The organism is Phytohabitans maris (assembly GCF_031085175.1).
Taxonomy (GTDB): domain Bacteria; phylum Actinomycetota; class Actinomycetes; order Mycobacteriales; family Micromonosporaceae; genus Phytohabitans; species Phytohabitans maris.
This window is the reverse complement of sequence record NZ_JAVHUY010000052.1, coordinates 20,818-45,614: the sequence shown is the minus strand read 5'-3', so window position 1 is coordinate 45,614 and position 24,797 is coordinate 20,818. Positions and strand designations below refer to the sequence as shown.

Genomic DNA, 24,797 nt, shown 5'->3' with positions numbered 1-24,797 from the left:
GGCGACTGTCGTTATCAGGACAAAGTGACCGTCACCGATCCTGGTGGTTCAGGACCCGGGCCAGCCAGGCGTTGCGCGCGGCCCGCGCGGCGGTCGAGATCCGCGCCGCCGGGAAGAGCGCGTCGAACCCGTGCACGCCGCCCGCCCACACGTGCAGCTCGGCCTGGCCGCCGGCCGCCCAGATCCGGGTGGCGTACGTGACGTCCTCGTCCCGGAAGACCTCGGCCGAGCCGGCGTCGACGTACGTGGTGGGGAGCCCGGAGAGGTCGTCGGCGAGCGCGGGGGAGACGTACGCGGGCACGTCGCCGCCGGTGCGGTCGCCGAGGACCGAGCGCCAGCCGAACTCGTTCATCTCCCGGGTCCAGACGCCCGGCTCGCCGGAGAACTGGTGGCTGGACGCGGTGACGCCCCGGTGGTCGAGCATGGGGCAGATCAGCACCTGGGCGGCGATCGCCGGGGTACCCAGGTCACGGGCCATCAGCGTGAGCCCGGCGGTGAGGCCGCCGCCCGCGCTGGCGCCCGCCACGACGATCCGGTCCGGGTCGGCGCCGAGCTCCTTGGCGTGCCCGGCGGCCCAGAGCAGGCCGTGGTAGCAGTCCTCGACGAGCGTGGCGCCGCCGACCTCGGGCGCCAGCCGGTAGTCCACGGTGACCACGATCGCGCCGAAGAGGTCGAGCCAGTCGAGCGGGATGTCGATCTGCGAGAAGCGGTCGCCCATGACCATCCCGCCGCCGTGGGCCCAGTAGACCAGCGGCGCTGGCGTGGCGGGGTCGGCGCCGGCCGGGCTGAGGATGGTGAGCGGGATCTCCGCGCCGTCCGGGCCGGGCGCGGTGACGTCGCGCCGCTCGACCGCGCGGCCGTCAAGGGCGGTCTGCGCCGGTACCGTGGCGAGCGGGCGGATCTGCGCGAGGAGCTCGGTGCTGAGCGTGCCGCCGAGCGGCATGGCGGCCAGCAGCGCGCCGAGCTCGGGGTCGACGCCGGGTCGGGCGGCCATCAGAGGTTCGCCTTTCCACCGACCGGGACCTCGTCGCCGTACTGGGACTCGCCGTCGAGCAGCGGCCCGAACCGCGCCGTGTACGCCTTGGCCGCCTCGCTCTCGAACACCTTCTGGTGCGCCTCCTCGCTCGCCCACCCCTCGACGAGGTGCACGACGTCGGGGTTGGACGTGGAACGGGTGACCAGGAACACGACGCACGCGTCGTCCGCGGCCGGCCCCTCGGTCGGCCCGCTGAGCAGCAGGTCGACGAGCTCGTCCCCCTTGCCGGGCTTCGCCGTCATCGTGGCCCGGAAGCCGTAGGTGGCCTTCATGGCGACCCTCCTGTATCGACAGTGGAATGTGGATCGGCACCCGGTGGCGCCTGATGATCCAAGTACACCAGCGCGCCGGCCCGAGCCGTAGACCGATGCTCGCGGACCCTTGCACGATCCTGCCGATAGCGAGAATTCCGAGCGTGATGCCCCGGTGATCGAAGCTCCCCTCAAGTCGCTAGAACGACTTGAGGGGAACTTCGATCACACAGATCACTAGATGCGGGCGCCGAGGTTGGGGTAGGCGGTCGGTTGCAGGAAGTTCGAGGAGCGGATGCCGCCGTTCCCGTCGCGCGGTCCGGTCAGCGTCGTGAAGCTGGTGCTGGCGAGGTCGGCGGCGCTCCAGGAGCTCTTGATGTTCCAGGAGTTGCCGGTGTTGGTGGAGTTGCCGAGGGAGACGCCGGCGCCGTTGGCCACCGCGAGGTTGCCGGTCAGCCGCGAGGTGGAGTTGGCGAACTTGAAGCCGCCGTCACCGTTGCGCCAGGCGCTGTTGCGGTCGACGGTGATGGTGCCCGGGTTGCCGTTGTCGATGAACCCGCCCACCGCGTTGTCGAAGGCGAAGCTGTTGCGGATGGTGTGGTTGGCCGGCGGGTCCGGGTCGCCGCCGCCCATCTTGAAGCCGTTGCCGTCGCCCACGTAGTCCGGCAGGTTCCACCGGTTGACCCCGTTGCCCCACGCGGCTGAGCTTTCGATCAGGATCGGGGAGGTGAACAGCCAGGCGTCGAAGCCGTCGTCGGAGTTGTTCCAGAGGCGGGCGCCGCGCACGACGTTGCCGGTGCCGGAGCCCTCCTTGATGGCCAGCCCGTCGGCGCTCTCGCCGTTCTTGCGCGGGTCGCGGTTGCCGTACGAGTCGAGGTCGAGCACCTGGTTGTTGCTGGACGCGCTCTGGATCTGCAGCCCCGACTCGTAGTTGTCCCGGGTGACCAGGCGGTCGAAGACGTTGTTGTTGCAGTCCCGGCAGAAGATCGCGTACGGCCCGTGGACGATCTCCAGGCCGCGGAAGCGCCAGTGGTCCGCCTCGATGTGCAGCACGCCGCGTTCGAGGTTGGGGATGCTGCCGCCGACCGGTGCCGGAGTGTGCGGCAGGTTTTCGCCGTCCAGGACGACCCGCTCGCCGTTGTAGTTCGTGACCGTGTACGGGCTGGCGGCGGTCCCGTCTTTCATGATCCGTACGTTGGTGCTGAACTGGTAGGTGCCGGCCCGCAGCGCGATCGTGGTGCCCGGCGTGGCGAGTTCGACCGCGCGGGCGAGGGAGGCGAGCGGCGCGCCGAGCGTACCGGGGTTCGCGTCGTTGCCGTTGGGCGCGACGATCAGCGAGTTGGCCGGCGGCGGCGCGGTCGTGGGCGGTGCCGTGGTGGGCGGCGCGGTCGTCGGTGGGGCGGTCGTCGGCGGCTGGCCGGTCGGCGGTGCCGTGGTCGGGTCGACCTGGCCGGCGCAGACCGTGCCGTTGAGCGTGAAGCTCGCCGGCACCGGGTTGGACGCGTTGTTCCACGTGCCGTTGAAGCCGCCGCTGACCGTCCCGCCGGTGGGGATGGCCGCGGTGTAGTCGGCGTTGCGCGCGGTCACGGCGCCGCTGGCCGGGCTGGCGGTGAAGCCCCAGGACTGGGTGACCGCCTGGCCGGCGGTGAAGGTCCAGGTCAGCGTCCAGCCGTTGATCGGCGCGCCGTAGTTGGTGATCGCGATGCTGGCGCCGAACCCGCCCGACCACGACGACCCGATCGCGTACGTGACCTGGCAGCCGGCGGCGGCCTGCGCCGACACCGCGCCGACCACGCCGGCGCCCGCCGCGGCAATCGCGACCGTCGCCGCGGCCGCCAACCGCCAGCCGGTGCCGGCCCGGCCGGCGGTCCGGTTGTGCTGTGCCATCCCTCTGACCTCCTGGATCGTGGGGGGCCGCCGCCAGGGAAAGCGCTTGCCAGCGAAGCCCGTGACGCCCCAGGGGGTCGCGGTGTCTCGATGGGCGCGCGGCGTGGCGGCGGCACGTGGGAGAGTGCCGGAACAGACCCGGCACCCTGGTAGACGCCCCACCCACGCCGCCGACAACGGAAAGTCGCCCGCGGATCTACGCCTGCCCACCACGACATGAGCTACCGCGACGTCCGCGGTGGTCCCGACCGTCGCGCGGGATCCCCGGGGAGACCTGGAGCGCTTGGGTTCCCGCGGCCTCACCCTCCGCCGTTTCACGACCCCACCCGTCCCGGGCCCGCACGACCGGCGAGGTGGGTCGGGCGTCACCGCGACGAGCGAGCTTCTGGGCCGGAAGCCCCGCGGCCGGACAAGCCGCCGACGCGCCCGGCCGGTCGCCGTCGATCGGGGGCTGAGCCTTGGCCAGCGGTACCCCAGATACCTTATGGGACCCGCATAACGTACTTGTGGTACCGCTGGTCGTCTCGGCGGCCGGACGGCCGGTGGGTTGTGGGACCGCGGATGGGGACCCCGCGCGACGGTCCGGACCACCGCGGACGTCGCGGTAGCCCAAGAGTCGACGCTCTGGATCCGCACCAGCGAAAGCGGCCGGGGTCTCGCCTCGACCGGGAAACGCGATTAAAATTATCGATGGGTGCGGCGGCGCGCTCCCGGGTCCCTGTCCGGCTGTGCGAGGAGCGCCGCATGCCTTCGTCCCTGTCCCGCCGCACGCTGCTGCGCGTCGGCGGTGCCGTCGTCGTCACCACCGCCGGCGTGTCCGGCTTCGCGCCGGCCGCCCTGGCGGCACCGCTCGTCACCGCCGACCTCGTCGTCTACGGCGCCACCGCCGGTGGGCTGGTCGCGGCGATCCAGGCCCGGCGGATGGGGCGCACCGCCGTCGTGCTGGAGCCGTCGCGCCACCTCGGCGGGCTCACCACCGGCGGGCTCGGCCAGACCGACAGCGGCACCGCGAGCTCGATCAAAGGGATTGCCGGCGAGTTCTACCGGCGGATCTACGCGAAGTACAACGGCACCGCCGTCACGCCGACCTCGCCCACGCGGATGACGTTCGAACCGCACGTGGCGCGCGCGGTCTTCGACGACCTGCTCGCCGAGGCGGGCGTGACCGTCTACTTCGGAGTCCGGCTGACCCGCGTGGCGAAGGCGGGCAACCGCATCGTGTTGGCCGCCGCGAGCAACGGGCAGGCGTTCCGCGGCCGGATGTGGGTCGACGCGTCGTACGAGGGGGACCTGATGCACCGGGCCGGGGTCGCCTGGGCGGTGGGGCGGGAGGGGAACGCCACCTACGGCGAGACCCTCAACGGCGTGCAGCTGCGCGGCGGCCACCAGTTCACGCTGCCGGTCTCCCCGTACGTGGTGGACGGCGACCCGGCCAGCGGACTGCTCCCCGGCGTCTCCGCCCGGCCGCTCGCGCCCACCGGCTCCGGCGACGACCTCATCAGGCCTACAACTACCGGATGTGCCTCACCCGGGCGGCCGACCGTATCCCGTTCCCGCGCCCGGACGGCTACGACCCCGTCCGGTACGAGCTGCTGGCGCGCTACATCCAGGCGGGCGCGACCGGGCCGTTCTTCACCACGCACGGGGTCGGCGGGGGCAAGACCGACTCCAACAACAACGGCGCCTTCTCGACCGACTTCATCGGCGCCAACTACGCGTACCCCACCGCCTCCTACCCGGCCCGGGAGAGCATCGCCGCCGACCACGCCGCGTACCAGCAGGGGTTGATGTGGTTTCTGGCCAACGACCCGCGGCTGCCCGAGTCGATCCGCTCCGCGACGGCGTCGTGGGGTCTGGCCGCGGACGAGTTCACGGCGACCGGCGGGTGGCCGCCGCAGCTCTACGTGCGGGAGGCGCGCCGCATGCGCGCCGGGTACGTGATGACCGAGCGGGACTGCCGGGGACAGGCCGTCGCGCCCGATCCGGTGGGGCTCGCCAGCTACACGATGGACTCGCACAACTGCCAGCGCGTGGTCGTCTCCGGCCTGGTGCGCAACGAGGGCGACGTGCAGGTGGGCGTGCCCGCGCCGTACGGGATCAGCTTCCGCGCGATCGTGCCGCTGGAGGCCCAGTGCGCCAACCTGCTCGTGCCGGTCTGCCTGTCGGCGAGCCACATCGCGTACGGGTCGATCCGCATGGAGCCGGTCTTCATGATCCTCGGGCAGTCCGCGGCGACCGCGGCGGTGCTGGCGCTCCAGGCGTGCTCGGCGGTGCAACGGGTGCCGTACGCGAGGCTCCGCGCCCGCCTGCTCGCCGACGGCCAGCTGCTCCAGTGGCCGCCGCCGCCCGGGCCCGGCGAGTACATCGTGGACGGCCGGGACGCCGGCGTGACCCGGGACGGTACGTGGGTGTCGAGCACGTCGACCGGCGGCTACTACGGGGTGGACTACGAGCACGACGGCAACACGGCCAAGGGGGTCAACCGGTTGCGCTTCACGCCGGCGCTGCCCACCGCCGGCACGTACCAGGTCTATCTACGATGGACGGCCGACCCCAACCGGGCCACCAACGTGCCGGTCGACATCGTCCACAGTGGAGGCATCGCCAGCCTGGTGGTGGACCAGCAGTCGAACGGCGGGCAGTGGGTCCCGATGGGCTCGTACGCGTTCGCCGCGGGCGGCGCCGGCAGCCTGCTGATCCGCACCGAGGCCACCGACGGGTACGTCATCGCCGACGCGGCCCGCTGGGTGCTCACCACCCCGTAGGAGCTCGCGCCTGGCCGTGATCGAAGCTCCCCTCAAGTCGCTAGAACACCTTGAGGGGAGCTTCGATCACCCGCGAGCGGGGAAGCGCCCGTAGGATCTGATCATGGCTGAGATCAGCGAGGAGAACCGCGCGCTGCGCAGCCTCGTGGCCATCTACCGCCAGCTCTCCGGCCTGGCCGCGCAGGACGCCGACCTCGGCACGGTGACCCAGCTCGTCGCCGAGCGGGCCGCCGCCACCGCCGTGGTCATCAGCCAGAAGATGGGCATCCTGGCCGCGGCGGCGCCCGGCGAGTCGTACCCGGAGACCGCCCGGTACGCCCAGGACAACCTCATCCACCCCCGGCTCACCCCGGCCCTCGCCGAGGCGGCCAGCACCCGCCGGGTCGTCCGCGCGCCGCACCCCGCCGACCGGCGCGCGCTCATGGTCGCGCCGGTCGTGGTGGGGGAGCAGGTCACCGCGTACCTGCTGGTGCTCGTCCCCGAGGGCGACGGGCGCGGCGAGGAGCTGACCGAGCACGCCGCCACGATCTGCGGCGTCATCCTCGGCCGGGACCGGGTGGTCGCGGCGGCGGCCAGCGAGGTCCGCGACGACCTGGTCGAAGGGGTGCTGTCCGGGTCGGCGCGGAGCGAGGAGGAGACCAACCGCTGGGCCCAGCACCTCGGCTACGACCGGGACGTGGACCACCGCGCGGTCTTCGTGGCACTGGCCGGGCCGCCGGGCGACACCGAGCAGGGGCGGGCGCTCGTGCAGCGGGCCGCCGTCGCCACCGGGCGGTTCTTCGGGGCGCAGGCGCCGGGGAGCATCATCTCGGTACGCGACGCGGAGGTGGTCGCGGTCCTCGCCGAGCCGGGCGGCCCGGCGCCGTCCTCCCCTGGCCGGCGTTCGCCGGATCCCGCGACGCCGCCCGGTTCCCCGGGCCGACGGCCGCCGGCGCCCAGCCCTGCCGGCCCGGCTGTGCGCGAGCGGAGCGAGGGCCGGGCCAGCCAGCTCGGCGGGATGTGCGTGCAGCGGATCGGCGCGCTCTTCCCCGGCGTCGCGGTGACGGTGGGGGTCGGCGGCGTCTGCCGGCAGCCGGTCCAGATCGCCGGCTCGTACGAGGAGGCGCGCCGCACCGCCGAGGCGACCCAGCGGCTCGGCCGGCACGGCGCGGTCGTGGTCTTCGACGAGCTGGGCGTGCGCCGGCTGCTCTTCCAGGTGCCGGACGTGGGGCAGCTGCGCCGCTTCGCCCGGGAGGTGCTCGGCGGCCTCGGCGAGGAGTACCTGACCACGCTGCGCACCTACTTCCGGGAGAACAACAGCCCGCAGCGCGCCTCGCGCATCCTGCACGTCCACCCCAACACCGTCAACTACCGCATCCGCCGCGTCGCCGAGCTGACCGGGCACGACCTCGACAGCTACCGCGACCGGCTCGCCATGCAGGTCGCCCTGGAGATCCTCGAAGCACTCGGCGACCTGCCCTGACGGGCCGGCCCTCGGGCCACGGCGCTCGGCGACGGCGCGGGTCAGCGGACCAGATAGCGCGGCGCCCAACCGTCGTCGTTGCGGGCCCGGACCGCGCCCCAGCCGTAGCACATGTCGAAGCCGGCCGGCGTCCGTACCCGGAACAGCAGCATGTTGTCCGACGCCCGCCGCCCCGGGCTCATGAACGAGTCCGTCTCGCGCCGGGCCACGTCCCACGCGGTCTCCACATCGGACAGATGCCGCGCCTCCACGACCAGGTGGCGCAGGCCGTGCCGGCCGGGTGTCTCCAGTAGACGGAGGCTGTGCTGCCGCGGGTGGTAGCGCAGGATCCACATCTCGCCCAGCGGCGGTCCCAGGTGGATGGCGTCGGAGACCTTCATGCCGAGCACGTCGAGATAGAACGTGAGCGCGCGGTCGAGGTCGGGCACGTCGAGCACCACGTCGCCCATGCCGAACTCGCCGGTGACCGCCCCCGACGTCTTCCGGTGCCCCCGGTACGGGCCGGGCCACCGCGCCTGCCCCTCGACCAGCTCGTGCCGCAGCCCGAACGGGTCCTCGAACCACACCGCCCGCCCGGCCGCCCGCTCGGCCGCGAGCCGGGGCGACCCTTCGCGCGGCGGGTGCCCCCGGCCGGCCAGCGCGGCGGCGATCTCGTCGAGCGACTCGTCCGCGTCGACCTCCCAGCCGAGGTAGCACAGGCCGTTGCTCCGTCCAGGGTGGACGGCCAGCCGGAACGCGCGGTCGTCCCACCGTACCCGCACCGTGCCGTCGGCCCGCTGCCCGCACTCGAAGCCGAACACCCGCGGCCCGAACCGTTTCCACTCCGGGTGGGCCGCGGACCGCACGCCCACGTACCCGATCCTGGGCATCAGAACACCACGACGGGGCGGAGCGTCTCGCCGGCCTCCAGGCTGTGGTAGCCGTCGCCGGCCGCGTCGAGGCCGAACGTCTCGCCGACTTCGAGGGGGAGCTTGCCGCTCAGGTAGAGGCCGGCCAGGAGCGGGATGTCCCGGCTGGCCACGCAGTCGCCCCAGATCGAGACCTGGATGCGGCCGCCGGTCAGGAAGAGTGGGCGCAGCCCCAGCTCCGCCACCTCGCCCGGCTGCGGCGCGCCCACCACGACGACGCGGCTGCCCGGCCCGCGCATCGCGAGCGCGGCGGTGAACGTGCGCGCCCCGCCGACCGCGTCGATGACCACGTCGGCGCCGGCGCCGCCGGTCAGCTCGCGTACCGCCTCGGCGGCGTCCACCGCGCCCGCGTCGACCACGTCCGTGGCGCCGAAGCGCTTGGCAGCGGGGAGCTTGCGCGGGTTGGCGTCGACCGCGACGACCCGCCGGGCGCCGGCATGCGCCGCACCCGCGACGGCGGCCACCCCGACCCCGCCACACCCGATCACCACGACGTCGTCCGCCGGGCCGACCCGCGCCGTGTGCACGGCCGCGCCAAACCCACTGGGTACGGCGCAGCCGAGCAGCGCCGCGATCGCGGGTGGCAGCCGCGGGTCCACGGGTACGAGCTGGCGGGCGGGGAGCACCACCCGCTCGGCGAGCCCGCCGATGCCGAGCACCCGGTTGGCTGCGGCGCCGTCGGCGAGCCGCCCGGCGGGGTTGCGCGGCAGCTTCGCCGGGCACGCGGCGGCCCGCCCGGCCCGGCACTGGCGGCACGTCCCGCAGGCCACCATCGGCGCGACGACCACGGTGTCGCCGGGGGAGAGGCCGGTGACGTCCGGGCCGACCCGCTCGACCACGCCGGTGACCTCGTGCCCCACCAGGTACGGGAAGTCGCGGCCGGAGGTGCCGGCCATGAAGTGCAGGTCACTGTGGCAGAGCCCGCACGCGGTCACCCGGACGAGCGCGTTCCCGCCCGCCGGCTCGTCGAACGTCACCGGCTCGACGCGCAGCGGTGCGCCGGCCGCCCGTACCACGGCGGCGCGGAAGGTGGCTGCTGCCATGCGCAAGCTCCTAACCGAACCAGGGCGGCGCGGCGGCCGCCTCGGTGTCGACGACGACGGTCTTGACCTCGGTGTACGCCTCGTGGCCGGGCCGGCCCAGCTCGCGCCCGAAGCCCGACGACTTGTACCCGCCGATGGGCGCGTCGAGGGCGAGCGCGCCGTACGAGTTGATCCAGAAGTATCCGGTGCGGACCGCGCGGGCGGTGCGCAGCGCGCGGTCGAGGTCGCGGGTCCAGCAGCCGCCGGCGAGCCCGAAGGGCGAGTCGTTGGCGAGCGCGACGGCGTCCGCCTCGTCCGCGAACCGCTGCACCGCGAGCACCGGCCCGAAGACCTCCTCGCGCAGCAGCGGCAGGTCGGCGGGGAGGCCACGCGGCACCTCGACGACGGTCGGCGCGACGAACGCCCCGCCCGGGTGGGTGCCGGCCGGCCGGGTGCCGCCGCAGCGGACGCGGGCACCGGCGGCCGCCGCCGCGCCGACCATGCCGAGCACCCGCTCGGCCTCGGCGGTGGAGATGAGCGCGCCGATCTGGCTCGCCGGGTCGAACGGGTCGCCGGCCCGGATCTTCTCCGCGCGGGCGGTCAACCGGTCGAGCACCTCGTCGGCGACCTCCTCCTGGACCAGCAGGCGGGAGCCGGAGAAGCAGCGCTGGCCGGCGTTGCGGAAGATGCCGGCGAGGGTGGCGTGCAGGGCCGGTTCGAGGTCGGCGTCGCCGTACACGATGTTGGCCGACTTGCCGCCCAGCTCCAGCAGCAGCCGCTTCATCCCGGCGGCGGCCGCGGTCATCACCCGCTGACCGACCCGGGTGCTGCCGGTGAACGAGACCATGTCCACCCGCTCGTGCTCGACCAGCAGCCGCCCCACCTCGCCGTCGCCCTGCACCACCTGCAGTACGCCCGGCGGCAGCGCGGCCTCGCCGAGGACCTGGGCGAGCACGGGTGCGGCGAGGGGTGCCTGCTCCGGTGCCTTGAGCACCATCGCGTTGCCGGCGGCGAGCGCCGGCCCGGCCTTCTGCGCGGTGAACATCAGCGGCGCGTTGAACGGGATCACCGCCGCCACCACGCCGACCGGCTCGCGCCAGCTCATCCGCAGCGTGCCCCCGTCGGCCGGGTAGGTCGAGCCCTCCAGGGTCGGTGCCCAGCCGGCCGCCGTACGCAGGAGCGCGGCGGCCACCGTGACGTCGCCGCGCCCCTCGGCGAGGGTCTTGCCGTTGTCGAGCGCCACCAGGCAGGCGAGCCGGTCGGCGGCGGCCTCCAGCCGGTCGGCGGCGGAGCGCAGGACCGCGGCCCGCGCGTGCGGCGAGGTGCGCGCCCAGTCGCCCTGCGCCGCCGCGGCCGCCGCCACCGCCCGCCCGAGCTCCGCCGGTCCGGTCGCCTCGACCTCGGCGAGCGCGGCGCCGTTGCCCGGATGCCGGGTCACGAACCGCGCGCCGCCACCGCCGCGCAGCCGCCCGTCGAGGAAGCAGTGGGCGGCCGGCAGCCTGGCCTTTTCGACCCACGGCGCGAGATCATCGGACATGCCGAGGATGTTACCATCAGATATAGGACTCGGTGTCCGATAGTTGTAAATCTCAGAGGGGCGGGCGATGGAGTACACCCATCTCGGGCGCAGCGGACTGACGGTCAGCCGGCTCGTCCTCGGCACCGACAACTTCGGCACCCAGACCGACGAGGACGAGGCCCACGCGGTCATGGACCGCGCGCACGAGCTGGGCGTCAACGTCATCGACACGTCCAATGTGTACGGTTGGCGGCCGGGCGAGGGCTATACCGAGCGGATCATCGGCCGCTGGCTCGCCAAGGGCGGCGGCCGGCGCGAGCGGACCGTGCTGGCCACCAAGCTGTACGGCGCGATGGACCCCTGGCCCAACAACAGCCACCTCTCCGCGCTGCACATCCGCCGCGCCTGCGAGGACTCCCTGCGCCGGCTCGGCACCGACCACATCGACCTCTACCAGATGCACCACGTCGACCGGACGACCCCCTGGGACGAGATCTGGGAGGCGATGGAGCTGCTCCAGCGGCAGGGCAAAATCGTCTACGTCGGCTCCTCCAACCACGCCGGCTGGCACCTGGCCAAGGCACAGGAGGCGGCCCGGCGGCGCAACTTCACCGGCATCGTGAGCGAGCAGACCATCTACAACCTGTTGGAACGGACGGCCGAGCTCGAAGTGCTGCCAGCCTGCCAGGACTACGGCATCGGCATGATGCCCTGGTCCCCTTTGGACGCCGGGCTGCTCGGCGGCGTCCTGCGCAAGGAACGCGAGTCGCGGGTCGGCACCCCGCTGCCCGGCGCGCAGATCGCCCGGCACCGGCGCGAGCGCTTCGAGAAGCTGGCCAGGCACCGCGACGCGATCGCCGCCTACGAGGACCTCTGCGCCGAGGCCGGCGACGACCCGGCCGACGTCGCGCTCGCCTGGCTGCTCACCCGCCCCGGCGTGACCGCCCCCATCATCGGCCCGCGCACCGTCGAGCAGCTCGAGGCCTCGACCCGCGCGCTCAAGGTCCGCCTGGACGCCGCCCTGCTGGCCCGCCTCGACGACATCTTCCCCGGCCCCGGCCCAGCCCCCGAGGCCTACTCCTGGTAACACTTCGCCCGCGCCACCACGCCGTCCGCGCCCGCTCTCGTGCCAGAGGACCCATTCCAAGGCATGAGCTACCGCGATGCCCGTCGTGGTCCGGACCGTTGCGCGGGGTCCCCGGGGAAACGTGGAGCGCAGTGGAGCGTTTTCTTGGGGTGCGTTCCCGCGGCCTCACTCTCCGCGCCTGGCAACCGCAACCCACCCGGCCCCGACAGGCCCCGTCCGGGCGGGCCAGCCGACTCCGAGCCGATCATGGACTGGGCTCTGCCGAGGGGCAGGGCGCGCGGGCCTCGACCCGAGCTCACCGCTCGAGAGCGGGCCGTCCCAGCAGATCGTGGTACGGATCCGCCCGCACAGGGGCGGTTGCATACCACGATCTCGACGGCCGCCCGGGCGTCCTTGATCGGTCGCGGCCCGGCCCGGGCCCGCCTGGCTGCCCCGTCTGTGCGCGCAGCTCGGTCGCTTCCGCGGGGTCGCATCGGCCGGACACCGCGGTCGAGGGCGCGACGCGCGTCGCGCGGGCGGCGCCGGGGGTGGGCTTGGCCCGCGGGGCCGGCAGTGGAGGCCCCCGCCCACGGACGGCGGCTAGTCGGGTTTGCGGGTGGCGGCGTTGCGGCCGGCGATGCGGCCGAAGGCGAGGCATTCGGCGATGCTGCCGCCGCCGGCCGGGTAGAGCAGGCCGTACATCGAGCCGAGCTCGCCGGCGGAGTACAGGCCGGGGATCGGCGCGCCGCGCACCGACCAGACGCGGGCGTCGGGGTCGCGGCGCGGGCCGCCGTTGGTGTTGGAGCCGCCGGGCCAGAGGGCGAGCGCGTAGTACGGCGGGTCGGCGAGCGGGGTGAGGGTGTGCGCGGGGCGGCCGAAGTCACCGTCCACACCGGACGCGCAGGCGGCGTTGTACGCGGCGACGGTGCGTTCCAGGGCGTCCGGGTCCATGCCGCAGAGCGCGGCCAGCGCGCGGACCGTCGGCGCGCGGCGGACCCACTGGCGGTCGATCTCGGCGAGGTTGTCACCGCTCCACGCCACGTTGCCGACCGGGCCGGCGGGGCCCATGCGGGTGGAGAGGAGCGGGCCCTTGACGCGGCGGCGTTCGTCGAAGACCCACCAGGCCGGGATCCTCGGGCGGACCAGGCGGCGCGCGTCCATCCCGGCGACCTCCAGGTGCAGGGTGTGCTGGCGGCCGGGTTCGCGGGTGAAGCGGCGGCCGCTCCCGTCGGCGAAGAAGCCGCCGGCCAGGTCGGCGCCGGGCGGGGCGGCGAAGCCGCCGGCGGCCCACAGGTCGATGGGGAGACCGCCGGGGTAGCCGGTCGCGGGCTGGTGCGCGACGAGGTAGCCGGGCCAGGTGTTCATGTGCCACAGCTCGGCGCCGACCTCGGTCGCCATGGTCACGCCGGCGCCGGTGTTGGCGGGGCTGCCGTAGAAGTGCACCGGCGTCATGGGCAGGTACTGGCGCTTGAGCCGGGCGTCGAACTCGTAGCCGCCGGCCGCCAGCACCACGCCCCGCCCGGCCCGGATCGCCAGGGTCTGGCCGTCGAGGCAGACCTGTACGCCGGTCACCGTGCCGCCGGCGTCGGTGAGGAGCCACCGGGCCGTCGCGCCGTACGCCACGTCGATGCCGAGCGCGGCCATCCGCCGGTCGAGCGCGGTGAAAACCGGACAGCCGGTGACCGGTGTACCCGGCGCCCACTCTCCACGATGGATGTCGATCGACTCGTGACCGTCCAGTGTGGTGTGCTCGCCCCCCTCGAAGACCTTGCCGGACGGGGCACCCTGGAGGGCCAGCCACTGTGGATTGAGCGCGGTCTCCGCCGCCCAGGTGCGGACGAGCGCGGGGTCCACGTCGGAGAGCTCGCCGTTGACGGCGTACATGGCGCGAAGGTAGGCGGCGGCGCCGTCCACGTCGCGCGGCACGACGAAGTAGCCGGCGGCGTACCGGCTGTTGGGGCGGCGCCCCTCGGCCGGCTGCTTGTCGACGACGAGCACCTCGGCGCCCGCCTCGTGGGCGCTGATCGCGGCGCTGGCACCGGCCGTGCCGGCACCGATGACGACCACGTCGTACGAGCGGTCGAACTGGCTGGAGAAGTACACGCGGGGCCCCCTTTCAGCCCATCGTCTGGCGCAGCGCGAGCAACCGGCCCAGGCCGACCCTCTCCAGGTAGCCGGTGTGGTCCTTCACGCCCGTGACGTAGCGGTCGACGTGGTCGGCGGTCCGCCCGGCGAGGGCGAGGTCGCGGTACTCGACCAGCCGCTCCCGGTCGTACCGGTAGTGGCCCGGCGACGAGGTGGGGTGCGCGCCGTACGGGGCGTGCGCCACGACGTCCACGAGCGGGGCGGGCACGGTGACGTGGCGCGGGTCGGGGCGCGGCGCGGCCGGGTCGAGGATCTCGTCGGCGCTGACCACGACCCGGTCGGAGGCCTTGGCCATCACGTCCTCGAAGCGGCGCTGGCCCCAGATCTGCGCGTTTCCCTTGGCGTCGGCGACCTGGGCGTGCAGCAGGCAGACGTCGGCCCGCAGCGGCGGGATCGTGGTGACGGTCGCGCCGGTGTACGGGTCGGTGGTGGTGCGGATCAGCGGGTTCACCTTGGGCAGGTCGGTCCCCTCGTACAGCGGGGGGAGCGCCATGAACGGCAGCCGGGCGGCGCCGGCCCGCATGCCGAAGACGATCCACGCCTCGTCGCCTTCGACGATCTCGACGGTGCCGGCCTCGGCGGCGCGGCGGAAGTTCGGGGCGAGGCCGAGGAACTCCAGGCCCACATAGGACACGTGGAGCTTGGCGACGCAGCCGGCCGCGATGAGCAGGTCGACCGGGAGGCCGGCGCTCGGCGTGGGGATCAGCGTCAGGTCGCGGACCCCCTTGCGGATCAGCGCGTGCACCAGCGCGAGGGGCCCGTTGTGCGAGTGGACGCCGCCGAGCGCGACCGTGGCGCCGTCCGGGATGTCGGCGACCGCCTCGTCGGGGGTGGTTACCTTGGTCATTCAGAGTCCGCCCTTCAAAAGCTCGGCCAGCACGGCCCGCCGCACCTTGCCGCCCTCGTCGACCGGGATGTCGGCGACGAACTCCACCGACCGGGGACGCTTGTAGTTCGCCAGCCGCTCGGCGCAGTACGCGATCAGCTCGGCCTCGCTCGGGCCGGTGTCCGGGTCGGTGACGACGAGCGCCTTCACCGACTCGCCGAAGCGTTCGTCCGCCACCCCGACCGCCGCGGCCCGCCGTACGCCGGGGCAGGACAGGAGCACGGCCTCGACCTCGGCGGCGTACACGTTCTGCGAGCCGGACCGGATCACGCCCTGCTTGCGGTCGACGAGGTAGATGTAGCCGCGCTCGTCCCGCCAGGCCAGGTCGCCGAGGGAGAGCCACCCGTCGCGCAGCGCCTCCCGGGTCTCCTCGGGCTGGCACCAGTACCCGGAGAACGTGCTCGCCGAGCGGAGCCGCAGCTCGCCGGTCTGGCCCGGCGGCAGCTCGCGCCCGTCCTCGCCGTCGATCCGGGCGCGGGCGTACGCGGCCGGGCGCCCGACCGGCACCACCGGCGACGGGTTCTCGCGGGCCAGCAGCCACCGGTGGTCCTCCGGGGTGAGCAGCGTCGCGTACCCGCCGGCCTCGGTGGCGCCGAGCCCTTGGTACAGCTCGCATCCCAGCCCGTCGGCGACGGCGCGCACGGTCGCCCACGACACCGGCGCGCCGCCGTAGCCGACCAGACGCGGCGTCCGCGCCGGTCGCCCGCCGCGGCCGGCGAGATGTGCGGCGAGGTCCACCAGCATCGTCGGTACGAGGAACGCGTGCACGACGCCGTGCCGCTCGACGTCGTCGAGGAACGCCTCGGGGCGGAACCGCTGCCGGATCAGCAGCGGCACGCCGAGGTAGCTGGCGGCGGTCAGGTAGAACGCGCCGACGCCGAGCGTCATCGGCACCGACAGGAACGTGGGGCCGTCGCGCGGCGGCGGCACCTCGACGAGGAAGTTGCCGACGCTCGCCAGCTGCTGGGCGTGGGTGGCCATGCAGCCCTTGGGCCGGCCGGTCGTCCCGCTGGTGTACCGGATCGAGCGCAGGTCGTCGCCCGTGCCCAGCACCGGGAGGTCGTCCGCGCACAGGCCGGCGGTCAGCTCGGAAAGCGGCGTGGCGCCGGGCACCGAACCGTCCACACCGAACACGTGCCGGACCGTCTCCACGCCGGCGGCCGCCGCGGCCGCGACCGGCCCCTCGCAGATCACCGCGCTCGCACCACTGTGGACGAGGATGCGGCGGATCTCCGGCTCGGTGAGCTTCGGGCTGATCGCCACGTTGACCAGGTTGCACTTCCAGAGCCCGAAGTACGACACCGGGATGTGGTGGCAGTTGGAGAGCACCACCGCGACCCGCTCCTGCGGCCGGTACCCGAGCTGGCGCAGCGCGTTGGCGAGGCGGTTGGCGGCCTCGTCCAGCTCTCGCCAGGTCATCGTGCGCTCCTGGCAGATCAGCGCCGGATCGGCCGGCCGGCCGACCGCGTTGCGGCGCAACAGGTCCTCGATGCGCATCGCGCCTCCCGCCGCTAAGCCGCCGGCCGGGGCGCCGGTGCGGCCGCCCGCACCAGCTTCGCCACGACCCGGGGCTGTTCGATGTGGACGTTGTGGCCGGCCCCGGGCAGCGTGGTCACCGGCGGGCCGAGCAGCGCCAGGTCGGCCGGGCCGACCATCGGGTCCCGGTCGCCGCAGGCAAGGTGGAGCGGGGCCACGACCCGGCCGGCGAGGGCCCGCAGCTCCCCGGGCGGCACCGGCGGGTCGGCCGCGGTGGCGGGGTCGTGCGAGAGCCGCCAGCCCGCCCCGTCCGGGGCGACGCCGCTGCCGAGCCGGTCGTCGCCGGTGGTGCCCGGCAGACCGGCGAGCCGTGCGAAGCGCCGCAGCGCGAAAGCCCGCTCCGGGAAGTGGTCCGGTGGCCGGCGGGCCCGCTCGGCCCGGCGGCCCGCCTCCTCCTCGGTCCAGGTCACCTTCATGGCGAGGACGACCACCGCGTCGACGTCGAGGCCGAGCGCCGGGTCGGCGAGGGCCAGCGCCGCCATGCCGCCGAGCGAGTGCCCGACGAGGGTCAGCCGTCCGGCCGGCAGGGCCGGTGCGATCGCGGCCGCGTAGGCGTCCGGGGGATACCCGGGCAGGCGCCCCGAGCGGCCGTGGCCGGGCAGGTCGACGGCGACGCACCGGTACCCGGGCAGGGCGGCCACGACCCCGTCCCACACCACGGCGGAGGCGCCCTGCCCGTGCAGCAGCACGACGGTCGGCGCCCCGCTGCCGCCGTCTTCCACGAACACGCTCACCGGAGGAACTCCGACACGGCGGCGAGGAACTCGTCGGTTCGCTCGATCTGCGGGTAGTGTCCGGCGCCGGCGATCGTGACCGCTCGTACCCCGGGGATCGAGTCGGTGAGCGCGACCGCGCTCCCGGCCGGCACCAGCGCGTCGTGCTCGCCCACGACGAGCATCGTGGGCACCGAGATGGCGGCGTAGGACGGCGGCGCCGCGGGTCGCGCGGCGCCGGGACGCCGGATCCGGCTGGCCGCGCCGAACTCCCAGGCGCCCGGGATGTCGCAGAACGCGTACCGGCGGCGCAGGTACTCCTCGTCGTCGGCGAAGGACGAATCGGCGAAGAGGAGCTTCATCAGCGGGCGCAGGCCGTCGAGGGTGCCGTCGTACTCGGCGAGCGCCCGGGCCGCCGCGCCGTCCGGCGGGTGCAGGCCGATGCCGACCACGACCATCGCCTCTATCGGCCACTGTGGACTCGCCGACGCCGCCTGGTCGAGCAGCAGCCGCGCGCTCAGCGACGTGCCGACGAACCGGGCCGGGCCGAGGCAGAGCGTGTCGAGGAGCCCGGCGACCTGCGCCACGAACCGGCGCCGCTGCCCGCGCATGTCGCGCAGCTTGTCGCTGTACCCGTACCCGAGGAAGTCGGGCGCGATCACCCGGTGGTGGGCGGCGAGCGCGGGGATGCAGCGTTCCCAGGTGATCTCGGCCGCCGCGCCGTACTCGCCGCCGTGCAGCAGCACCAGCGGCGGCCCGTCACCGGCCTCCAGGTAGTGGGTCACCGCGCCGTCGACCCGGATCCGCCGGCTCCTCATCGCAGCGCCCGCAGCACGCCGTCGCGGTCCACGTGCCGGCGCAGGACGTCCAGCTCCTCGTCCGTCGGCGCGGGTGTCTCGCCGGCGCCCTCCGGCACCGGCAGCTCGAAGCCGGTCGCCGCCCGCACGTCCTCGACGGTCCGTCCAGGGTGGACGCTCAGCAGCCGCATGTGCCGGCTCACCGGGTCGAAGTCGAAGACGCCCAGCGGGGTGAAGACCCGCTGCGGCCCGTCCGAGCCCTCCCGGAAGACCTTCGACCGCTCGTCGCCGCCGCCGAGCCAGCCGGCGCCGCTGACGAAGTCCACCTTCTCCACGAGCACCTTGGGGGAGTGGTGCTCGGTGTAGAGGTACGTGCGGCGGAAGCCGCCGAGGAAGACGAGCCCGACCGTGCCCGGGCCGCGTACCTTGGGCCGGGCCCAGTCGCCGATGACGGCCATGTTCACGTTGCCGTACCGGTCGATCTGCATGCCGCCGACGAACGCGAAGTCCAGCCGCATCGCGGTCTCCAGGTCGACCACGTCCTCCAGGCTGTACCGGAACTCGCTGTTGACCAGGTTGCGGTAGTCGCTGGACGACTCGGCCAGCCGCTCGAAGTGCGGGTTGAGCCCGCCGCTGCCGCCGCACATGAACGACAGGTCGGGCGCGTGCGTGAGCTGCGCCAGCCGCAGCGCGGCCATCGGGATGTGCGCGGCCGCGCCGACCGCGCCGAAGTAGCCGTCGCGCATCTCCCGGGAGATGGCCACCGCCATCATCTCCGCCCAGCTGTACCGATCCGGCATCCGCCCACTCCTCACCGTTCGCCCACGCGGCCCAGCACCGTACGCGCGGCCGCCCGCTCCGGCAGGCCGTGCCGCCGCACGTTCGAGATCATCGAAGCCTCCAGCATCCACTCCTTGGCCAGCGCGCGGTCCGCCGCGATGCCCGCCATCCGCCGCTGGAACGCCAGCCGCTCGTTTTCGTCCGACTCCGCCATCGCGGTGGTTGTCTGATGGGTCAGTCGGTAGATCTCCTCGATCGCGACCTGGCGGCGCCGGGCCGCCCAGTCGTCCACCGCCGAGTCCGCCTCCTCGCCGCGCACGGTGCCGGTGAGATGGGTGGCGAGGTCGTACGCGTCGTGGATGCCGCTGTTGAGGCCCATCCCGCCCATCGGGCTGTTGATGTGCGCGGCGTCCCCGACGAGCAGCACCCGCCCGTCCCGGAACCGTCCGGCGACCCGCTGGTGCACCGCGTACACCGTGCTCTCCCGCACCGGCAGGTCGAGGCCGTCGCCGATCAGCAGGGCGAGCCGCTTGCGCACGTACGCCGGCGAGGTCGCCTCGTCGCTGCCGATCTCGGTCGGTACGGAGAGCACGACCCGCCACAGGTCCGGGATGCGGAGCAGAAGCAGGTGCTCGTCCGGGTCGGCGACGTAGTTCACCTCGCAGATGCCGGGCAGCAGCTGGTCCATCGGATGGTCGATGCTGAGCACGAGGTACCGGTGTTCGTAGGTGAGCCCCTCGAACGGGATGTCCAGCTCCCGGCGGGTCACGCTGCGCGCCCCGTCGGCGGCCACGACCCAGCCGGCCCGCCAGCGGGATCCATCGTGGACGGTGACCTCGGCGCCACCGTCGCGGTTGGACACCGCGGTCACCTCCTGGCCGTACCAGACCGGGCAGTCGGGGTAGCGGTCGCGGAGCCGCCGCTCGATGATCTGCACGTACTTGTACTGCTCCAGCTGGAGCCGGAACGGGTACGGCGTCTCGTCGGAGAGCGCGCTGAAGTCGAACTCGGCCACCACGCCGGCCCGGCGGTCGCGGATCTGGTACCGCGGCGCGATCAGCCCCTGCCGCAGCATCTCACCGGCGACGCCGAGGTCGAGCCCGATCTCCAGGGTCGGCGGGTGGAACGTGGAGGCGCGCCACTCGGTGCTCGGCTCGGGCAGCTTCTCCAGCACCGCGACCCGCAGCCCCTCCTGGGCCAGGGCGAGGGCGGCGGTGAGCCCCACCGGCCCGGCCCCGATGACGATGACGTCCCGCTCCCGGTCCGGAGTCATCGAGAGGCCCAGTCGACGATGTGCTCGCACATCCGCCTGGCGAGGTCGGGGCGGCCCTGGAAGTAGTGGTCGGCGCCGCGGATCTCCACGAGCTCCCTGTCGCCGTGCGGGATCGCGTCGTACATCTGCCGCGCGTGGCTGGGGAAGGCGGCGCAGTCGGCGTCGCCGTAGACGACCTGTACCGGCACGGAGACCTTCGGCAGGCAGCGCGGCGCGTTGGCCCGGCTGTGGTCGTAGCTCCACTGGCTCAGCCAGGAGCGCAGGCTGGTGACGTGGCCGAGCGTGGCGGGCTGGAAGTTCGCGGCCCAGGCCGGCCCCCACAGCGTGGTCAGCTTCCGCCGCGAGGGGTCGACGGCCGGGTCGAGGAAGCGCGGGTCGGCGGCGGTGCCGTGCACCACGAACGGGAGGTCGTCCGGGCTCGGACCCTCCGAAGAGGACGCGGGATGGCCGCGGTCGGCGAGCGCGGCGAGCTGCCCCAGCACCCAGGCGGTGATGCGGCGGTTCCGGTCGAGCTGGGCCCGGCGGTACCGGTCGAGGAAGTCCGATGTGTACGGTGGCCCGTTCTTCTCGGCGAACATGTCCAGCTCGGCGTCGCGGGCGAACGGTTCGGCCTCGTCGACGATCGCCGCGTCCAGCGCCTCGGTGTAGACCTGCGCGCGCCCCGGGTGGGCCATCGCGAGCACCAGCGCGTCGGCCGGCGGCAGGTCGGCGGCGGTCAGGTCGGGCGGGTCGCCGGCCGGGGTGGCGGTCAGGTCCGGGTGCTCGGCCTGGCTCTGGTACAGCGCCACGAGCCCGCCGCCGCCGGAGTTGCCGACCAGCACCACCCGCTCGTAGCCGAGCCCGCGCAGGTGGCGGATCGCGGCGCCGATGTCCAGGACGCAGTTCTCCATGATGAGCGTGGTGTCGTTGCCGACGTACCGGGTGGCCAGCCCGGCCGCGGCGACGCCGAGCTCGGCGAGGTCGCGCAGCGCGTAGTGGCCGAGGAAGTTGGACGCCGGGTGGGTGACGAGCACGACCGTGCCCCGGGGCGCCGCGTCGTCGCGCCACAGCGTGGCCCAGATCGTGCCGCTCAGCCGGGCCACGCCCGAGTTGATGTCGATGCGCCCCCCGCCGGCCATCGGGATGGCGAGCAGCTCCCGCGTGATCATGCGCGGACGGACCGGCGCTCGTTCCACCGGCGCAGCGTCTCCAGCCCGTCGGCCTGGTCGGCGTCGGTCAGCGGCCGGTGCTGCACGGTGAGTTCGATGCGCACGCCGTTGGGGTCGAAGAAGTACACGGACTCCCAGGTGCCGTCGTGGTCGACCACGCCGAGCGTCTCGACGCCGGCCGCCTTGAGCCGGTCGATCCAGCGGTGCAGGTCCTCAGTGGACGCGACGTTGAGCGCGAGGTGCCGTACCCAGGAGGGGATCGGGTCGGAACCGGGCCGCTCCATCCCGTCGACCTCGAAGAACGCGATCGCCTCGCCGGACTCGAAGCCGAAGAACGTGTGCAGGAACGGGGTCGGCGTGCCGGTCGACGGCACCTGGTCGAGCTGGATCGCCGCCAGGAACCGGCAGTTGAGCACGCCGGTGTAGAAGTCGTACGTCTCCTGGGAGCTCCAGGTCGGGTACGCGACGTGGTTCAAGGACTGAGGCGGTGTCAGTGGTTCACTCATGATCCCCTCCCGACTGCGGTTTTACAAATATCGGATACTGAGTCCGTAATTTGAAACAACAATCGCCCGCGCGGGCATGGCTTGTCAACCGTCGGCGGACGGGTTGTGGGTTCGGCCTCAGCCGGGTTCGGTCTTGGTTGGGGTTGGCCTTCGAGCCGGGTCCGGCCTCAAGCCGCGCGAAAGCCTCAGGCGCGGAAAGGCTCAGGCGCGGAAAGGCTCAGGCGCGGAAAGGCTCAGGCCGCGGGAAAGGGGACGGTCTAGGCGGCGGTGACCGCGGCGGCGGCCTGGACCACCAGCTCGCCGGCGCGCTCGATGTCCAGCTCGCGCAGCGCGATCACGCTGATGCTCGCGTCGAGGGAACGCCCGGTGCGGTCGCGCAGCGGCGCGGCGATGCCGATCGCGCCCGGCGTCAGCTGGCCGTGCGTCACCACGTACCCGCGGCCGCGGGCCTCGGTCACCACGGCGGGCTCGCCCGGCACCGGCGGCCGGCTGGCCAGGATGGCCAGGCCGCTCGCGCCCTGGTCGAGCGGGTGGCGGGCCCCGGGGCGCTGGGAGAGGTGGAAGATCTCGTCGGACGGCTCGACGACGGTCAGCGTGACCGCCTCGGACCCCTCGGCCACCACGCACTGCGCGGTCGCGCCGAGCGCCTCGGCGAGCCGGCGCAGCTGGGGCTGTGCCGCGCGGCGCAGCTGCGGGTGGGCCAGCCGGGAGAGGCGCAGGATGCCCAGACCCAGGCTGTACCGCCCGGAGCCGGCCGGCGCCGCGAGGTGGTGGGCGGTCAGCGTGGCGAGCAGCCGGTAGACGGCCTGCCGGTGCATGCCGAGCGTGCTGGCGATCTCCGCCACCGTGAAGTCGCGGTCCTCGGCGGCGAGCAGCTCCAGCACCTGGAGGCCACGGTCGAGGGTCATGGCGCCGTGACGGGAGGTCGACTCCGTCCCTACGTCTTCCGTGACCATGTCCGCCTAACCGCTTCGCACTCCAAGGGCCCGAACTATACCCACTGCCCGGCGCCATCCGGCGGCCTCCCCGCGGGTGTCGGGCCCACCCGGCGCCAGACGAGCACCGGCGTGGGGCGCTGGGCGCGGACCGGTGCGGGGTACGCGCGCAGGGTCAGCCGGTCCCCCGCCAGCTCGGCCGCCCGGACCAGCTCGGCGCCCACGTAGTCGGGGAAGAAGCTCACCGTCACCCGGTGCGCGACCCGGTCGCCGAGCCACTCGTACCATCCGCAGTAACCGATGTACGTCGATGCCGCGGCGACCTTGTGCGGCGCGTCGCCGTCGGCGGCGGTACGGGTGCCGAAGCGCGGGCGGTCGGTGCCGGCGATGTGCACCGACACGTACCCGTCCGGGGTGTAGAGGAGTGTGCCGCTCGGCTGGTCCCCGAGCGGCACGCTCCCGTCCTCGAGCGCGTACGAGACGAGTTCCCAGCGGCCGGGCAGCGGGTTGTCAGGCACCTGAGCCGAGCTCCTTCCGTACGTCGCCGGCGATCCGGTCCGCCGTGCGGGCGAGCATGCCGGCGTCGTTGCCGACCAGCAGGAACCGGGCGCCGCGCCGGGCCGCGTCCGCCGCCTGCCGCGCGGTGACGGTGGCCAGGCCGCACGGCTTGCCGGCCCGCGCGGCGGCGGCGAGGGCGGCGTCGACCAGTGCCGGGACCGGGCGGCTGTCGCCGAGCGAGAGCGCAAGGTCGGCGGCGCCGACGAAGACCGCGTCCACCCCGTCGACCGCGAGGATCGCCGGCGCGTCCGCGATCGCCTCGGCGCTCTCCAGCTGCGGTACGCAGAGCACGGCGGTGTCGCCCTGCCGCACGTACTCGTCGCGGGGGAGCAGCCCCCAGCGGCCGGCCCGCCCGGTGCCGCCCGCGCCGCGGTGGCCGCGCGGCGGAAACCGCATCGCCCGCACGACCGACTCGGCCTGGGCCGCAGTGTCCACATGGGGCACCAGCACGCCCCGCGCGCCCGCGTCCAGTACCCGCTGGATGGTGGTGGCGCCGTGGTCGGGGACCCGGACCAGCGGGGTGAGGCCGCGCGCGGCGGCGACCGCGACGAGGCGGGACACGTCGGCCAGGTCGAGCGCGCCGTGCTCCATGTCGACGACGACGAAGTCGAAGCCGGCGAGCGCCATGATCTCGACGCTCTCCACGACGGAGAGCTTGACCCACGCCCCGATCGGCGTACCCGGCCCGTCCAGCGAGAGCGTCACGGGACCGGGTACTCGTCGGCGTTGCGGACCCAGCCGGGCTTGGCCGAGAAGTCCGCGCGCGGCGGGCTGAACAGGTCGACCAGGTGGTTGGCGCCGGTGCCGGTGGCCTGCGAGGTGTGCACGGTCGGCGGCGGGATCACGGTCGCCGAGGGGCTGCCGACCGCGCGGTGCTCGTCCGCGCGCCACTGGCCGAGCCGGGGCGTCCACGGGGTGCGGATGTGGTGCACGTAGTCGCCGGCGAAGGTCAGCGAGATCTGCTCGAAGTCGTCGTGGTGGTGCGGCGACATCCGGTTCGTGTCCCGGGGGCCGTGGACCGGGTCGCCGAAGTTCACCATCAGCGTGCTGGTCCGGAAGATCCGGCCGAACGAGCCCTCGCGGCGCGGGTGGTCGGCGACCGGGTACACCCGCAGGCGGTATCCGCCGACCGGCTCCGGCCAGGGCTCCAGCGGGGCCACCCGGGGGTGCGGCTCGGCGTACGAGGCGGCGTTGTGGCAGCGGCCGGCCAGGTCGGCGGTGCGGGCGTCGAAGGCGCGTACCACGGTGGTGTCCGCCCGGGCGGTGAGCGCGCTGTCGCCCGGCGGCACCACGACGACCGCCGCGCCGTTCACCGCCGTGTCCTCGCCGCCGGCCTCGATCCGTACGACGGCGGCCGGGTCGGTGAGCAGCACCAGGTACTCGTGCGGCTGCCCGGTGCGGGTGAGCGGGTCGCCGCCCCGCAGCCGGGTGAACGCGACGACGAGGTTCTGCCCGCGGACCAGCCAGGTGCGGCTGCCCGCCGGGGAGACCTCGGCCGGCGCCATGGTGTCGAACTCGAAGTACTCGGGCGCGGCGATCCCTTCGCCGGTGGCGGCCGGCGGCGCGGTGGCGAGCGAAGCGCGCGGGTCGGTGGCGTCGTACAT

Annotated in this window: 22 protein-coding genes and 1 pseudogene; 4 read left to right on the top strand and 19 right to left on the bottom strand. The window is 74.0% G+C overall.

Translation table 11 applies throughout. The annotated features are described in order from the left end of the window. Nucleotides 1-31: 31 nt before the first annotated feature. The 3 genes from RB614_RS37325 to RB614_RS37315 form a co-directional block, all read right to left on the bottom strand. Nucleotides 32-994 (bottom strand): alpha/beta hydrolase, encoded by a 963-nt coding sequence (locus RB614_RS37325; RefSeq protein ID WP_308717424.1) that lies wholly within the window; start codon nucleotides 992-994, stop codon nucleotides 32-34. After that, entirely contained in the window at nucleotides 994-1,308 is a 315-nt protein-coding gene (locus RB614_RS37320) for a putative quinol monooxygenase (RefSeq protein ID WP_308717423.1), read from the bottom strand. The genes RB614_RS37325 and RB614_RS37320 overlap by 1 nt, the downstream gene beginning before the upstream one ends. Nucleotides 1,309-1,524: 216 nt before the next feature. Then, the gene (locus RB614_RS37315) at nucleotides 1,525-3,174 is read right to left on the bottom strand and encodes a right-handed parallel beta-helix repeat-containing protein (protein WP_308717422.1); all 1,650 of its coding nucleotides are present in this window, start codon (nucleotides 3,172-3,174) and stop codon (nucleotides 1,525-1,527) included. A 216-nt stretch (nucleotides 3,175-3,390) separates the two neighbouring features. On the opposite strand from RB614_RS37315, the pseudogene RB614_RS37310 reads away from it, so the two are divergent. The 3 genes and pseudogenes from RB614_RS37310 to RB614_RS37300 form a co-directional block, all read left to right on the top strand. After that, nucleotides 3,391-4,482 (top strand): annotated as a pseudogene (locus tag RB614_RS37310) (FAD-dependent oxidoreductase); the annotation flags it as partial. Between the two features lie 209 nt (nucleotides 4,483-4,691). Next, nucleotides 4,692-5,939 (top strand): FAD-dependent oxidoreductase, encoded by a 1,248-nt coding sequence (locus tag RB614_RS37305; protein ID WP_487379843.1) that lies wholly within the window; start codon nucleotides 4,692-4,694, stop codon nucleotides 5,937-5,939. A gap of 103 nt (nucleotides 5,940-6,042) precedes the next feature. Further along, nucleotides 6,043-7,401 (top strand): PucR family transcriptional regulator, encoded by a 1,359-nt coding sequence (locus RB614_RS37300; protein ID WP_308717420.1) that lies wholly within the window; start codon nucleotides 6,043-6,045, stop codon nucleotides 7,399-7,401. 41 nt (nucleotides 7,402-7,442) lie between these two features. On the opposite strand, the gene RB614_RS37295 is transcribed toward RB614_RS37300, so the two are convergent. From RB614_RS37295 to RB614_RS37285, 3 genes are read right to left on the bottom strand one after another with little or no spacing between them, the layout of a single operon-like run. Next, nucleotides 7,443-8,270 carry a VOC family protein gene (locus tag RB614_RS37295; protein WP_308717419.1) on the bottom strand — a complete coding sequence of 276 codons (828 nt, stop codon included), beginning with the start codon at nucleotides 8,268-8,270 and terminating at the stop codon, nucleotides 7,443-7,445. Next, nucleotides 8,270-9,352: a zinc-binding dehydrogenase gene (locus RB614_RS37290; protein WP_308717418.1), complete on the bottom strand. Its 1,083-nt coding sequence runs from the start codon at nucleotides 9,350-9,352 to the stop codon at nucleotides 8,270-8,272. Before RB614_RS37290 ends, RB614_RS37295 begins: the two co-directional genes overlap by 1 nt. 10 nt (nucleotides 9,353-9,362) lie before the next feature. Next, nucleotides 9,363-10,868: an aldehyde dehydrogenase family protein gene (locus tag RB614_RS37285; RefSeq protein WP_308717417.1), complete on the bottom strand. Its 1,506-nt coding sequence runs from the start codon at nucleotides 10,866-10,868 to the stop codon at nucleotides 9,363-9,365. Nucleotides 10,869-10,935: 67 nt separating this feature from the next. Between RB614_RS37285 and RB614_RS37280 the strand changes: the two genes are divergently transcribed. Continuing rightward, the gene (locus RB614_RS37280; RefSeq protein ID WP_308717416.1) at nucleotides 10,936-11,937 is read left to right on the top strand and encodes an aldo/keto reductase; all 1,002 of its coding nucleotides are present in this window, start codon (nucleotides 10,936-10,938) and stop codon (nucleotides 11,935-11,937) included. 579 nt (nucleotides 11,938-12,516) lie between these two features. Here RB614_RS37280 and RB614_RS37275 read toward each other — a convergent pair. The 13 genes from RB614_RS37275 to RB614_RS37215 form a co-directional block, all read right to left on the bottom strand. After that, complete coding sequence (locus RB614_RS37275) at nucleotides 12,517-14,019, bottom strand: FAD-dependent oxidoreductase (RefSeq protein ID WP_308717415.1); 1,503 nt, start codon at nucleotides 14,017-14,019, stop codon at nucleotides 12,517-12,519. Between the two features lie 13 nt (nucleotides 14,020-14,032). Next, nucleotides 14,033-14,908: a CoA transferase subunit A gene (locus RB614_RS37270; protein ID WP_308717414.1), complete on the bottom strand. Its 876-nt coding sequence runs from the start codon at nucleotides 14,906-14,908 to the stop codon at nucleotides 14,033-14,035. Next, the gene (locus tag RB614_RS37265; RefSeq protein ID WP_308717413.1) at nucleotides 14,909-16,444 is read right to left on the bottom strand and encodes a class I adenylate-forming enzyme family protein; all 1,536 of its coding nucleotides are present in this window, start codon (nucleotides 16,442-16,444) and stop codon (nucleotides 14,909-14,911) included. It abuts the gene before it with no gap. Between the two features lie 14 nt (nucleotides 16,445-16,458). Continuing rightward, nucleotides 16,459-17,217, bottom strand: a complete 759-nt coding sequence (locus tag RB614_RS37260) for an alpha/beta fold hydrolase (RefSeq protein ID WP_308717412.1) — start codon at nucleotides 17,215-17,217, stop codon at nucleotides 16,459-16,461. Beyond that, nucleotides 17,214-18,014, bottom strand: coding sequence for an alpha/beta fold hydrolase (locus RB614_RS37255; protein WP_308717411.1), 801 nt, complete (start codon nucleotides 18,012-18,014; stop codon nucleotides 17,214-17,216). The genes RB614_RS37260 and RB614_RS37255 overlap by 4 nt, the downstream gene beginning before the upstream one ends. Then, on the bottom strand, nucleotides 18,011-18,793 hold the full coding sequence (locus RB614_RS37250; RefSeq protein WP_308717410.1) for a CoA-transferase subunit beta: 783 nt from the start codon (nucleotides 18,791-18,793) through the stop codon (nucleotides 18,011-18,013). Before RB614_RS37250 ends, RB614_RS37255 begins: the two co-directional genes overlap by 4 nt. An 11-nt stretch (nucleotides 18,794-18,804) precedes the next feature. Beyond that, complete coding sequence (locus RB614_RS37245) at nucleotides 18,805-20,046, bottom strand: FAD-dependent oxidoreductase (RefSeq protein WP_308717409.1); 1,242 nt, start codon at nucleotides 20,044-20,046, stop codon at nucleotides 18,805-18,807. Beyond that, complete coding sequence (locus RB614_RS37240; RefSeq protein ID WP_308717408.1) at nucleotides 20,043-21,194, bottom strand: hypothetical protein; 1,152 nt, start codon at nucleotides 21,192-21,194, stop codon at nucleotides 20,043-20,045. The genes RB614_RS37245 and RB614_RS37240 overlap by 4 nt, the downstream gene beginning before the upstream one ends. After that, nucleotides 21,191-21,700: a VOC family protein gene (locus RB614_RS37235; RefSeq protein ID WP_308717407.1), complete on the bottom strand. Its 510-nt coding sequence runs from the start codon at nucleotides 21,698-21,700 to the stop codon at nucleotides 21,191-21,193. The genes RB614_RS37240 and RB614_RS37235 overlap by 4 nt, the downstream gene beginning before the upstream one ends. Nucleotides 21,701-21,957: 257 nt before the next feature. Continuing rightward, nucleotides 21,958-22,608 (bottom strand): IclR family transcriptional regulator, encoded by a 651-nt coding sequence (locus RB614_RS37230; RefSeq protein WP_308717406.1) that lies wholly within the window; start codon nucleotides 22,606-22,608, stop codon nucleotides 21,958-21,960. Nucleotides 22,609-22,691: 83 nt separating this feature from the next. Next, nucleotides 22,692-23,153, bottom strand: coding sequence for a lipocalin-like domain-containing protein (locus RB614_RS37225; protein ID WP_308717405.1), 462 nt, complete (start codon nucleotides 23,151-23,153; stop codon nucleotides 22,692-22,694). Then, nucleotides 23,146-23,898 carry an HpcH/HpaI aldolase family protein gene (locus RB614_RS37220; protein WP_308717404.1) on the bottom strand — a complete coding sequence of 251 codons (753 nt, stop codon included), beginning with the start codon at nucleotides 23,896-23,898 and terminating at the stop codon, nucleotides 23,146-23,148. The genes RB614_RS37225 and RB614_RS37220 overlap by 8 nt, the downstream gene beginning before the upstream one ends. Further along, the gene (locus RB614_RS37215) at nucleotides 23,895-24,797 is read right to left on the bottom strand and encodes a cupin domain-containing protein (protein ID WP_308717403.1); all 903 of its coding nucleotides are present in this window, start codon (nucleotides 24,795-24,797) and stop codon (nucleotides 23,895-23,897) included. Before RB614_RS37215 ends, RB614_RS37220 begins: the two co-directional genes overlap by 4 nt.